Source organism: Streptomyces sp. NPDC045956, from assembly GCF_056430705.1.
The window spans coordinates 860,947-872,698 of the sequence record NZ_JBWKKZ010000001.1 but is presented as its reverse complement, the minus strand read 5'-3'; the positions used below and the strand labels follow the sequence as shown (position 1 = coordinate 872,698).

General features: G+C 72.1%; 11 protein-coding genes. 4 read left to right on the top strand and 7 right to left on the bottom strand.

What is annotated here, in order from left to right:
- Positions 1 to 146 precede the first annotated feature (146 nt).
- Positions 147 to 503 (bottom strand): iron-sulfur cluster assembly accessory protein, encoded by a 357-nt coding sequence (locus tag AC07FV_RS03830; RefSeq protein WP_122620514.1) that lies wholly within the window; start codon positions 501 to 503, stop codon positions 147 to 149.
- A 264-nt stretch (positions 504 to 767) separates the two neighbouring features.
- On the opposite strand from AC07FV_RS03830, the gene nadA reads away from it, so the two are divergent.
- Positions 768 to 1,952 carry a quinolinate synthase NadA gene (gene nadA / locus AC07FV_RS03825; protein WP_479084408.1) on the top strand — a complete coding sequence of 395 codons (1,185 nt, stop codon included), beginning with the start codon at positions 768 to 770 and terminating at the stop codon, positions 1,950 to 1,952.
- A gap of 87 nt (positions 1,953 to 2,039) precedes the next feature.
- Here nadA and AC07FV_RS03820 read toward each other — a convergent pair whose 3' ends face one another.
- The 5 genes from AC07FV_RS03820 to AC07FV_RS03800 form a co-directional block, all read right to left on the bottom strand.
- Positions 2,040 to 5,159: an efflux RND transporter permease subunit gene (locus tag AC07FV_RS03820; protein ID WP_479084406.1), complete on the bottom strand. Its 3,120-nt coding sequence runs from the start codon at positions 5,157 to 5,159 to the stop codon at positions 2,040 to 2,042.
- 188 nt (positions 5,160 to 5,347) lie between these two features.
- The gene (locus AC07FV_RS03815; protein WP_479084404.1) at positions 5,348 to 6,031 is read right to left on the bottom strand and encodes a response regulator; all 684 of its coding nucleotides are present in this window, start codon (positions 6,029 to 6,031) and stop codon (positions 5,348 to 5,350) included.
- Positions 6,028 to 7,287: a sensor histidine kinase gene (locus AC07FV_RS03810; RefSeq protein ID WP_479084402.1), complete on the bottom strand. Its 1,260-nt coding sequence runs from the start codon at positions 7,285 to 7,287 to the stop codon at positions 6,028 to 6,030. The genes AC07FV_RS03815 and AC07FV_RS03810 overlap by 4 nt, the downstream gene beginning before the upstream one ends.
- 148 nt (positions 7,288 to 7,435) lie before the next feature.
- Positions 7,436 to 7,720: a PspA-associated protein PspAA gene (gene pspAA, locus AC07FV_RS03805; protein ID WP_479084401.1), complete on the bottom strand. Its 285-nt coding sequence runs from the start codon at positions 7,718 to 7,720 to the stop codon at positions 7,436 to 7,438.
- 20 nt (positions 7,721 to 7,740) lie between these two features.
- Positions 7,741 to 8,532, bottom strand: a complete 792-nt coding sequence (locus tag AC07FV_RS03800; protein WP_356610623.1) for a PspA/IM30 family protein — start codon at positions 8,530 to 8,532, stop codon at positions 7,741 to 7,743.
- Between the two features lie 188 nt (positions 8,533 to 8,720).
- On the opposite strand from AC07FV_RS03800, the gene AC07FV_RS03795 reads away from it, so the two are divergent.
- The 3 genes from AC07FV_RS03795 to AC07FV_RS03785 all read left to right on the top strand — a co-directional run bounded on the left by AC07FV_RS03795 (position 8,721) and on the right by AC07FV_RS03785 (position 11,451).
- Positions 8,721 to 9,443, top strand: coding sequence for a DUF3043 domain-containing protein (locus AC07FV_RS03795; protein WP_479084399.1), 723 nt, complete (start codon positions 8,721 to 8,723; stop codon positions 9,441 to 9,443).
- An 83-nt stretch (positions 9,444 to 9,526) separates the two neighbouring features.
- Entirely contained in the window at positions 9,527 to 10,264 is a 738-nt protein-coding gene (locus AC07FV_RS03790) for a class I SAM-dependent methyltransferase (RefSeq protein ID WP_479084881.1), read from the top strand.
- A 116-nt stretch (positions 10,265 to 10,380) separates the two neighbouring features.
- Complete coding sequence (locus tag AC07FV_RS03785; protein ID WP_479084397.1) at positions 10,381 to 11,451, top strand: S1C family serine protease; 1,071 nt, start codon at positions 10,381 to 10,383, stop codon at positions 11,449 to 11,451.
- A gap of 42 nt (positions 11,452 to 11,493) precedes the next feature.
- On the opposite strand, the gene AC07FV_RS03780 is transcribed toward AC07FV_RS03785, so the two are convergent.
- Positions 11,494 to 11,712, bottom strand: coding sequence for a hypothetical protein (locus AC07FV_RS03780; protein ID WP_053129646.1), 219 nt, complete (start codon positions 11,710 to 11,712; stop codon positions 11,494 to 11,496).
- Positions 11,713 to 11,752: the final 40 nt, after the last annotated feature.

Genomic DNA, 11,752 nt, shown 5'->3' with positions numbered 1-11,752 from the left:
GCCCCGCGAGAAAGGCGGGCTTTGGGTCTCTCGCCCTGGCCGGGGGACGGGGCACAAAAACATGCCAAACACACCAAACGGTGCCGCGCCCTGGGGCCCCCCCGCCCCGCCGCCCTGTGTACGACTGTGGCGCTCGGCCGCGCGGCTCAGCTGAAGGAGTCGCCGCAGGCGCAGGAACCCGTCGCGTTCGGGTTGTCGATCGTGAAGCCCTGCTTCTCGATCGTGTCCACGAAGTCGATGGTGGCGCCGCCCAGGTACGGGGCGCTCATGCGGTCGGTGGTGACCTTGACGCCGTCGAAGTCCTTCACCACGTCGCCGTCGAGCGAGCGCTCGTCGAAGAAGAGCTGGTAGCGCAGGCCGGAGCAGCCACCGGGCTGGACGGCGACGCGCAGCGCGAGGTCGTCACGGCCTTCCTGGTCGAGCAGGGCCTTCACCTTGGCCGCGGCGGCGTCGGTCACGATGATGCCGTCGGTGACGGTGGTGGACTCGTCCGATACGGACATCTACATCTCTCCCGGGTTGTACGGAGACTGCTTGCCGACGGTTCCAACCGGCGGGGCCGCGGATTCATTCCGGGGTCGGTCCCGATTCTCGTCCTCGGCCTTCTCTTCATGCTCGCACACGCCCCGGGGAGCGGACAGCGCCTGTGGACGGCGGCTCGGGCACCGGGATTCACGTCACACCGACACAATGGCCATCGTCAAACTGACGTGAACCGGTTATGATAGATAGCGTCAGTTCGACGAAAAGAAGAAAGGGTGCGTGTCGTGACCACCGCCCAGACCCAGGAGCTCGACGTACAGCCGTCGCCGCTCGCCCTGCTGCTGCTCGGCCGCGAGGCCGACCCGAGGAGCGAGCGCGGCGTGGAGTGCCCCGGCGACCTCCCCTCGCCCTCCGACCCGGACCTGGTGGCGCGCGCCCGCGCGGCCAAGGAGAAGCTCGGGGACAAGGTCTTCGTGCTCGGCCACCACTACCAGCGCGACGAGGTCATCCAGTTCGCCGACGTCACGGGTGACTCCTTCAAGCTGGCCAAGGACGCCGCCGCGCGCCCGGAGGCCGAGTACATCGTCTTCTGCGGTGTGCACTTCATGGCGGAGTCGGCCGACATCCTGACCAGCGACGACCAGAAGGTGGTCCTGCCCGACCTGGCGGCCGGCTGCTCCATGGCCGACATGGCCACCGCCGAGCAGGTCGCCGAGTGCTGGGACGTGCTGACCGAGGCCGGGATCGCCGAGCAGGTCGTGCCCGTCTCGTACATGAACTCGTCCGCGGACATCAAGGCGTTCACGGGCAAGCACGGCGGCACCATCTGCACCTCCTCCAACGCCGAGCGGGCCCTGGACTGGGCCTTCGAGCAGGGCGAGAAGGTGCTGTTCCTGCCCGACCAGCACCTGGGCCGCAACACCGCGGTGCGGGACCTGGGGATGTCCCTGGAGGACTGCGTCCTCTACAACCCGCACAAGCCGAACGGCGGGCTGACCACCGAGGAACTGCGCGCCGCGAAGATGATCCTGTGGCGGGGCCACTGCTCGGTGCACGGCCGCTTCAGCCTCGACTCGGTGAACGACGTGCGCGAGCGCATCCCGGGCGTGAACGTCCTGGTGCACCCCGAGTGCCGGCACGAGGTCGTGGCCGCGGCGGACTACGTCGGCTCGACCGAGTACATCATCAAGGCCCTGGAGGCGGCCCCGGCCGGTTCCAAGTGGGCCATCGGCACGGAGCTGAACCTGGTCCGCCGCCTGGCGAACCGTTTCGCCCCCGAGGGCAAGGAGATCGTCTTCCTCGACAAGACGGTCTGCTTCTGCTCGACCATGAACCGCATCGACCTGCCGCACCTGGTGTGGGCGCTGGAGTCGCTCGCCGAGGGCACCCTCGTCAACCGCATCGAGGTCGACAAGGAGACCGAGGCCTTCGCGAAGCTGGCGCTGGAGCGGATGCTGGCGCTGCCGTAGGGACGGTCGTACGAGGACCGGAACGGGAGGGGCCCCGCACCACCACTTCCGTGGCGGGCGGGGCCCCTCCCGTTCTGTTCCGGTCGCTCAGACCTTCGCCGGCTCCGGCTCGTCCGAGGCCGCGGCCTGCGGCGGTACGGTGCCGCCCTTCTTCGCCGCGCGCTTCTTCGCGCGCCGCTCCTTGCGCAGCTCCAGCATCGCGTAGAGCGTCGGGACCAGCAGCAGCGTCAGCAGGGTCGAGGTGATCAGACCGCCGATCACCACCACCGCCAGCGGCTGGGCGATGAAGCCTCCCTCGCCGGTGACGCCCAGCGCCATCGGGAGCAGGGCGAAGATCGTCGCCAGGGCCGTCATCAGGATGGGCCGCAGACGGTGCCGGCCACCCTCGATCACCGCCTCGACGACGCCGTAGCCCTGCTTGCGGTACTGGTTGATCAGGTCGATCAGCACGATCGCGTTGGTGACCACGATGCCGATCAGCATCAGCATGCCGATCATCGCCGGGACGCCCATCGGGGTGCCCGTGGCCAGCAGCAGGCCGATCGCGCCGGTCGCGGCGAACGGGATGGACACCAGCAGGATCAGCGGCTGGGCCAGCGACCGGAAGGTGCCGACCAGCAGCATGAACACGATCGCGATCGCCGCGAGCATGGCCAGGCCCAGGTTGACGAACGCCTCGTCCTGGTCGGCGGTGACGCCGCCGATCTCGGCCGTGGCACCGGCCGGCAGGTCCAGCCCGTCGATCTTCGACTGGAGTTCCGTGCCCACCGCGCCGGTGTTGTCACCGGTCGGCTTGGCCGTGACGGTCGCCGCCCGCTGTCCGTCGATGCGGGTCATGGACACCGGACCGTCCACCAGCCGCACGGTGGCGATGTCGCCGAGCTTCGCCGGGCCCAGGTTCAGGGCCTTGAGCTGGGCGATGGTGGTGGCCGGCTGGGCCGACCTGATGACGACGTCCCGCTCGGTGTCGTCCAGGACCGCCTTGGCGGCCGGGGTGCCGCGTACCGCCTGGGCGACGGCCGCGCCGAGCGTCTGGTCGCTGAAGCCGGCCCCGGCCGCCTTCGCGTTGGCCTTGACCGAGATGCGCGGCACGCTCTGCGCCAGGTCGCTGGTGACGTCGGTGACGTCGTCGAGCCCGGCGACGGTCCCGCGGACCTTCTCGGCGGCCTCGCGGAGCACCTGCGCGTCGGCCGCCTTGACGACGACGCTGAGGTCCTGGCTGCCGAAGCCGTCACCGGCGGCGACGGTGGTGGTGCCGATGCCGTCGAGCTCGGCGAGCCCGTCCTCGATGTGGTCCTGGACGGCCGCGGCGTCGGCCGAGTCCTCCAGCATCAGCTGGTACGAGGCCTGGTTGGTGTCCGTGCCGCCGCCGAAGGCGGCCATGAAACCGGACGAGCCGATGGTGACCTGGAAGTCCTTGACGCCCTCGGTGTCGCCGAGCAGCTTCTCGACCTTCTCCGCCTGCGCGTCGGTCGCGCTCAGGCTGGTGCCGGGCTTCAGCTCCTGCTTGATGCTGAGGACCTTCTGGTCGCCCTGGTCGAAGAAGTTGGTCTTCAGCAGCGGCGCCATGCCGAACGTGCCGAGCAGGACGACGACCGCGATGGCCAGGCTGGTCAGGCGGCGACGGGTGGCGAAGCGCAGCACGGGGACGTAGAGGCGCTGGAGGCGGCTCTTCGCCTCCTTCTCCTCGGCCAGCCGGCGGGCCTCGGCCGCGTCCTCGGGGGTGCCCTTGGGCGGGCGCAGGAACCAGTACGACAGCACCGGGACGACCGTCAGCGACACCAGCAGGGACGCCAGCAGCGCGGCGGTGACGGTGAGGCTGAAGGAGCCGAACAGCTCGCCGACCATGCCGCCGACCAGGCCGATCGGCAGGAACACGGCGACCGTGGTCAGGGTCGAGGAGGTGACCGCTCCGGCGACCTCGCGGACGGCCTTGAGGATGGCCTCCTGGCGCTCCTCGCCGTAGCCGAGGTGCCGCTTGATGTTCTCCAGGACCACGATCGAGTCGTCGACGACCCGGCCGATGGCGATGGTCAGCGCGCCCAGCGTCAGCATGTTCAGCGACAGGTCGCGCGTCCACAGGACGATCAGCGCCAGCACCACGGACAGCGGGATGGAGACCGCGGTGACCAGGGTGGAGCGGATCGACGCCAGGAAGACCAGGATGATCAGGACGGCGAAGAGCAGACCGAGGGCGCCCTCGGTGGTCAGGCCCTCGATGGCCTTGGAGACCGCCGGGCCCTGGTCGCTGACGACGGTGAGGGTCGCGCCGGAGCCGAGCTGCTCGCGCAGGTCGGGGAGCTTGTCCTCGACGGCGTTCGAGATGGCGACCGCGCTGCCGTCGTGGTCCATGGTGACGGCGACGGAGAGGCTCGGTTCGCCGTTGGTGCGGGTGAGGGAGTCGGCCTTGGCCTCCTCCTCCTTGACGGTGGCCACGTCACCGAGGCGCACGGGCTCGTCGACGCCCTCGCCGGTGACCATGAGGTCCTGGATCTGCTTCAGCGAGGTGAAGCCGCCGCCGACCTGGACGGTGCGGTTGGCGCCGCCCTCGTCGAAGGAGCCCGCGGGGACCGTCGCGCCGCCGGCCTGGAGGGACTGGGCGAGGAGCTGCGGGGCCACGCCGGCCTCGGCCAGCTTCGCCGGGTCCGGGGTGACGGTGACCTGGAGGTCGCGGACGCCGTCGACCACGACCTGGGCGACGCCGTCGATGTCCTTCAGCTCCGAGACGACCGTCTTGTCGAGCTGGTCGGCCAGCGCCTGCTGGTCCTTGTCGGAGGTGACGGCGAGGACGACGGTGGGGATGTCGTCCGTCGAGCCGGAGATGACCTGCGGGTCGACGTCGTCCGGGAGCTGGGCGCGGGCCCGGTTGACGGCCTGCTGGACGTCGGCGACGAGCTGCTGGGTGCCGTTGCCGTAGTCGAAGGACGCCATGATGACGGCGTTGCCCTCACTGGCCGTCGCGGTGATGCCGGAGATCCCGTCGACGGCTTCGAGGCTGTCCTCGATCGGCTCGACGACCTGCTTCTCGACCACGTCCGGCGAGGCACCCTGGTAGGGCGCCAGCACGGACACCATGGGCAGTTCGATGGTGGGCAGCAGCTGCTGCTTGAGCTGGGGGATGGCGATCGCGCCGAAGACGAGCGCGACGATCGACATCAGGCCTATCAGGGCCCGTTGCGCGAGGCTGAATCTCGACAGCCAGGACATGGATCAGGGTCTCTCTTCTGTGGCCGAGCGGGGGACGGAGCACATGTGAGCGCCGGACGCGGGCGCCACCGGCTCACGGGTGACCGCCCACCCCAACACCCTGGGCCATGAACGCCTCCGGTTCCCTAGGCCCCAGGTCCATTTCCTTATCCCGCGCATACTCCGGCCGCAGTACACCCGGGCCGGGGTCACTCCACCCTCGGACGTACCAGCCCGGACTCGTACGCGGTGACGACCAGCTGGGCCCGGTCGCGGGCGCCCAGCTTGGACATGGCCCGGTTGACGTGCGTCTTCACGGTGAGCGGGCTGACCTCCAGCCGCTCGGCGATCTCGTCGTTGGAGAGCCCGCCGGCGACCTGGACCAGCACCTCGCGCTCGCGCACGGTCAGCGTCTCCAGGCGTTCGGCGCGGGCGGGGTCGCGCTCCTCGTCGGCCGTGCCCTCCTGGGCGAGGAAGCGGGCGATCAGCCCCTTGGTGGCGGCCGGGGACAGCAGCGCCTCGCCGCCGGCCGCGATCCGGATCGCGCTGAGCAGTTCCTCGGGCTCGGACCCCTTGCCGAGGAAGCCGGAGGCACCGGCGCGCAGCGACTGCACGACGTAGTCGTCGACCTCGAAGGTGGTCAGTATGACCACACGGACGTGGGCGAGGGAGGGATCGGCGCTGATCATGCGGGTGGCGGCGAGGCCGTCCGTGCCGGGCATCCGGATGTCCATCAGCACCACGTCGGCCCGCTCCTCGGCGGCCATCCGCGCCGCCTGGGCACCGTCGGACGCCTCCCCCACCACCTCCATGTCGGGCTCGGAGTCGACCAGCACCCGGAAGGCGCTGCGCAGCAGCGCCTGGTCGTCGGCGAGCAGGACACGGATCGTCATACGGGGTCCTCCGCGGCATCGGTGCGGTGTCTGACCGGCAGGATCGCATGGACCCGGAACCCGCCCCCGTAGCGGGGACCGGTGGTGAGGGTGCCGCCCACGGCGGCGACGCGCTCCCGCATGCCGAGCAGGCCGTGTCCGCCGCCGTCCGCGCCGGTCCCCGCCGGAGCACCCGGGGCGCCGGGCACGCCCGGGGCGTCGTCGCCGCCGGCACCGTCGTCGAGCACGGTGACCTCGATGTCCGGCCCCACCCGCACGACGCTGACCTCGGCCTTCGCCCGCGTCCCCGCGTGCTTCTGCACGTTGGTGAGCGCCTCCTGGATGATGCGGTAGGCGGCCAGGTCGACGGCGGCGGGCAGGTCGGTGCCCTGGTCCGCGCGGGCCACCTCGACGTGCAGCCCGGCGTGGTGGAAGGTGGCGACCAGTTCGTCGAGGCGGTCCAGACCGGGGGCGGGCTCGGTGGGTGCCTTGGGGTCCCCCGACTGTCGGAGCAGGCCGACGGTGGCCCGCAGTTCGTCCAACGCCGAGCGGCTGGCCGCCCGTACGTGGGCGAGGGCCTCCTTGGCCTGGTCGGGCCGCTTGTCCATGACGTGTGCGGCGACCCCGGCCTGCACGTTGACCAGCGCGATGTGGTGGGCGACGACGTCGTGCAGATCGCGGGCGATGCGCAGCCGCTCCTCGGCGACCCGGCGGCGGGCCTCCTCCTCGCGGGTGCGCTCGGCCTTCTCGGCCCGGTCCCGGATGGCCTGCACGAAGGCGCGCCGGCTGCGTACCGCGTCCCCGGCGCTGGCGCCGATGCCGGTCCAGGCGAAGACGGCGAGGTTCTCCTGGGCGTACCAGGGCAGGGGCCCGGCCAGCATGGCGGCGCCGGTCAGCACCGTCATGGTGAGCAGGCCGGCCCGCCAGGTGGTGGGGCGGTCGGTGGAGGCGGCGACGGTGTAGAGGGCGACCACGGTGGACATGACGACCGGGGCGCGGGGGTCGCCGGTGACGCTCTCGGCGACGGAGACGCAGCCGGTGACCGCGAGGACCACCAGTGGGGCGCGCCGGCGGAAGACGAGCGCGGCGGCGCCGACGGCCATGAGGACCAGGCTCAGCACGTCGGGGGTCCGCAGGCCCCAGGTGACGCCCTCGGGGCCGTGCGGGTCCACGAAGGAACCGGCGACCATGCACAGCAGGACGGCCGACGCGAGGGCGGCGTCCAGTGCCAGGGGGTGGGCGCCGAGGGTGCAGCGGGCGCGGGCGAGGGTGCTCACGGCTGCTCACGGTAGCCGCAACGGGCGTGGCCCCGATGCGGGGCGGGACGCGGAGCGAGCTGCCGGGGGCCTGCGCCCCCGGGTCCCCGCGTCGGCCGCGGCGCTCGTACGCCCGGACGCCGGACGGGCCGACGGTGGAGTCCGGCCGTCACGCGCCGCCCGGGATGAGACCGTCGTCGCTCAGCAGCTCCCGGACCTCCTCCAGCGTCGCGTCCGGCGACGGGAGGATGAGGTCGGACGGCTCCAGGGTGTCGTCCGGGAGCGGCTCGCCCAGTTCGCGGACCTTGGCCAGGAGGGCCTGGAGGGTCGCGCGGAAACCGGGGCCGTCGCCGGTCTCCATCTCGGCCATCAGCTCGTCGTCCAGCTTGTTCAGCTCGGCGAGACGGCCGTCGGCCAGCGTCAGCTGGCCCTCCCCCATGATCCGTACGATCATGTCGCCCTCCTAGGCGTGCCCTACTGCTTGTCGAAGCGCGGGGTGTCCTGCGGCTGCTGCTGGGACTGCTGCTGCCCCTGTCCCTGACCGCCCTCGAGGGCCTGCCGGTCGGAGGTGGGGCCGCCGGCCAGCTCGGCCTTCATCCGCTGCAGCTCCAGCTCTACATCCGTACCACCGGAGAGCCGGTCCAGCTCGGCCTGGATGTCGTCCTTGTGCATGCCGGACTGGTCGTCGAGGGCACCGGAGGCGAGCAGTTCGTCGATGGCGCCGGCCCGGGCCTGGAGCTGGGCGGTCTTGTCCTCGGCACGCTGGATGGCCAGGCCGACGTCGCCCATCTCCTCGGAGATGCCGGAGAACGCCTCACCGATGCGGGTCTGCGCCTGGGCGGCGGTGTAGGTGGCCTTGATGGTCTCCTTCTTCGTACGGAAGGCGTCCACCTTGGCCTGGAGGCGCTGGGCCGCGAGGGTGAGCTTCTCCTCCTCGCCCTGGAGGGTGGCGTGCTGCGTCTCCAGGTCGGTGACCTGCTGCTGGAGCGCGGCGCGCCGGGAGAGCGCCTCGCGGGCGAGGTCCTCCCGGCCCAGCGCCAGTGCCTTGCGGCCCTGGTCCTCCAGCTTGGACGACTGGGACTGGAGCTGGTTGAGCTGGAGCTCCAGGCGCTTGCGGCTGGTCGCCACGTCGGCGACGCCGCGGCGCACCTTCTGCAGCAGCTCCAGCTGTTTCTGGTACGAGTAATCGAGGGTCTCGCGCGGGTCCTCGGCCCGGTCAAGGGCCTTGTTGGCCTTCGCGCGGAAGATCATCCCCATACGCTTCATGACACCGCTCATGGGCTTCGCGCGCCCCCTTCTGACCGACTCCGGCTCCAGCACCTGCGACAGGACCCACAGTACGGGCCCTGCATCCATTACCGCACTGTTCGGGGACGGATGCGCTCATCCCCAAGGACGACTGCGTGCCCTCCCGGTCCGGCGTAGGGAGTAGGTGCTCCCCGGGGTCGCCCCCGATGACCCGGTGTCCGCGGCGGTACGCAACGTCCCGTCTGTCCCCCTTAAGGACGACCGGCGTTGCCGGATCGTTCCCCACCGGGCTGGGGTCCACGCCCGTGCACCCCGTACCCTTGGGTTTTGTGTTCCGTAGCCGTGCCAAGGATGAGAAGGCCCAGAGCGCCGTCAGCGCGCCGGTGACCGACTCCAATCAGCCCCGCGACCCGCAGGCCCCGAAGGGCAGGCCGACGCCCAAGCGCAGTGCGGCCCAGTCCCAGCGCCGCAGCGTCGCCCAAACGCCGATGACGCGCAAGGACGCCGCCAAGCGCCAGCGCGAGGAGCGCAGGACCGCCATGGCGCGGCAGCGCGAAGCTCTGGCCAAGGGTGACGAGCGGTACCTGCCGGCCCGCGACAAGGGCCCGGTCCGCAAGTTCGCGCGCGACTTCATCGACTCGCGGTTCAACATCGCGGAGTACTTCCTGCCCATGGCGGTGGTCATCCTCGTACTGAGCATGATCCGGGTGGCCTCGCTCCAGAACGTCGCGCTGCTGCTGTGGCTGGTCGTGATCGTGCTGATCGTGCTGGACTCGATCGTCACCGGCTTCCGGCTGAAGAAGCGGCTCGCCGAGCGCTTCCCCGACGACCGCAAGCGCGGCGCGGTCGCCTACGCGCTGATGCGCTCCCTCCAGATGCGCCGGCTCCGGCTGCCCAAGCCCCAGGTCAAGCGCGGGGAGCGGCCCTGAGCACGACGCCGTTGGCCGGCGGCGCCGCCGACGCCTGGCTCGGCTCACTGGGCGGTCTGCGCGACGTCGTACGGCAGGAGCTGGTGGCCCGGCACCTGGACGAGCAGATAGCCGGGCGCTTCCCGGTCGGCAAGCGGCTGCGGGTGCTCGACGTCGGCATGGGCCGGGGCGCCCAGTCGCTGCGGCTGGCGCGGGCCGGGCACCAGGTGACCGGCCTGGAGCGGGACGCCGTGCTGGTCGCCGCGGCCCGCGAGGCCCTGGCCGGCCAGCCCGAGGGCATCCGGGAGCGGATGCGCATCATCGAGGGCGACGGCCGGGACACCGGCGTGCACTTCCTGCCGGGCAGCTTCGACGTGGTGCTGTGCCACGGCGTGCTCATGTACGTCGAGGAGCCCGACCCGCTGCTGGCGGGGCTGGCCCGGATGCTCGCCCCGGGCGGCCTGCTGTCGCTCCTGGTGCGCAACGGCGACGCGCTCGCCATGCGCCCCGGCCTGGACGGCGAGTGGGCGGGCGCGCTGGCCGCCTTCGACACCACCCATCTGCTGCCCCGGTCCCGGAGCGGGTCGGACGGAGCGGCGCCGGCCCGGCCCCGGCCCGGCGTCCGCGCGGACCGGCTGGCGACGCTCACGGCGAAGCTCGCGGGCATCGGCGCCCCGCTGCACACCTGGTACGGCGTCCGGGTCTTCACGGACACGGCACCCGACGGCGCCCCGGTCCCGGACGACCTCGGCACGCTGCTGGCCGTCGAGGACCGGGCGGGCCGGACCGACCCGTACCGCGGGGTGGCGGCACTGCTGCACCTGTGCGGGGTGCGGGGCTAGGACCCCCGCCCGACGGTCCCGGCCGCTACCGCGGGTCCCGGCACGGCCCGCGGGCCCCGCGCCCGTTCGGGTGTTCAGCGGGGGCCGGTGTTCCGGCGCGCGGTGAGACTCGGGGCATGGACGCTTCCCGTACCCGCGCGCCGCGGTCGTTCGGCCCGGCCGCCGCGGTGGCCTGCTCCCTGCTGTTCGCCGCCGGCTGCTCCGGTCCGGGCGCCGGTACCGGGCGGGAGGGCGACACGGCGCGGGCCGCCGCGCCCCGCGCGGCCAACGCCCTGCAGAGCGACTACCAGCGGGTGATCAACGACGTGCTCCCGTCGGTCGTGCAGATCCAGGCGGGCGATTCCCTGGGGTCCGGGGTGGTGTACGACGGCGAGGGGCACGTCGTCACGAACGCGCACGTCGTCGGGGAGAACCGGTCCTTCCGGGTGACGACCGCGCGGACCGAGGACACCCTCGCCGCCGAGCTGGTGTCCTCCTACCCCGAGCAGGACCTCGCCGTCATCAAGCTGGACCGGGTGCCCGACGGCGTCAGGGCGGCCCGCTTCGGGGACTCCGCGAAGGTCGAGGCGGGGCAGATCGTGCTGGCGATGGGCTCGCCGCTCGGCCTGTCCTCCAGCGTGACGCAGGGGATCGTGTCGGGGACCGGGCGGACCGTCACCGAGGGGCGTGCCGACGGCGGTACGGGCGCGACCATCGGGAACATGGTGCAGACGTCCGCCGCGATCAATCCGGGCAACAGCGGTGGCGCCCTGGTGAACCTCGACGGCCAGGTGGTCGGCATCCCGACGCTCGCCGCCACCGACCCGGGCCTCGGCGACGGCGCGGCGCCCGGCATCGGCTTCGCGATCCCGGCGTCGATGGTGCGGACCGTCGCCGACCAGATCGTCGCGGACGGCCGGGTGACCGACTCGGGCCGGGCCGCGCTCGGTGTCACCGCCCGTACGGTCGTCGACGACGGCAACCGGCCGGCGGGCGTCGCCGTCGTCGAGGTGAGTGACGGCGGAGCGGCCGACGGGGCGGGACTGCGTCCCGGGGACGTGATCGTCCGGCTCGGCGACACGGAGGTCACCACGATCACCTCGCTCGCCGAGGCGCTGGCGTCGCTGCGGCCGGGCGACCGGGTCGAGGTGACGTACACCCGCGACGGTGACGAGCGCACCGCCGAGGTGACGCTGGGCGAGCAGTGACGGGAGCGGGGCCGGCCCGGCCGGGCGGGCCCCGCCGGCCCGTCAGGCCTCGGCGTCCTCCGCGTGCAGGCTCATCGGGCCGTAGATCTCGGTGGAGTCCTCGAACAGCCGGACCTGGTCGGTGCCGCCCTCCTTGAGGTCCTTCCAGTACTCACCGATCCAGGACTCGGCGTCCCCCTGGGTGGTGAACTCCTCGGGCTGCACCGCGGGCTGGACCTCCGTCCCGCCGGCCGTCTCGAACCGCCACGTCCATGCCGCCATGTACGCCTCCAAGATGTGAGCACATGCAGAGCGGAAGCCG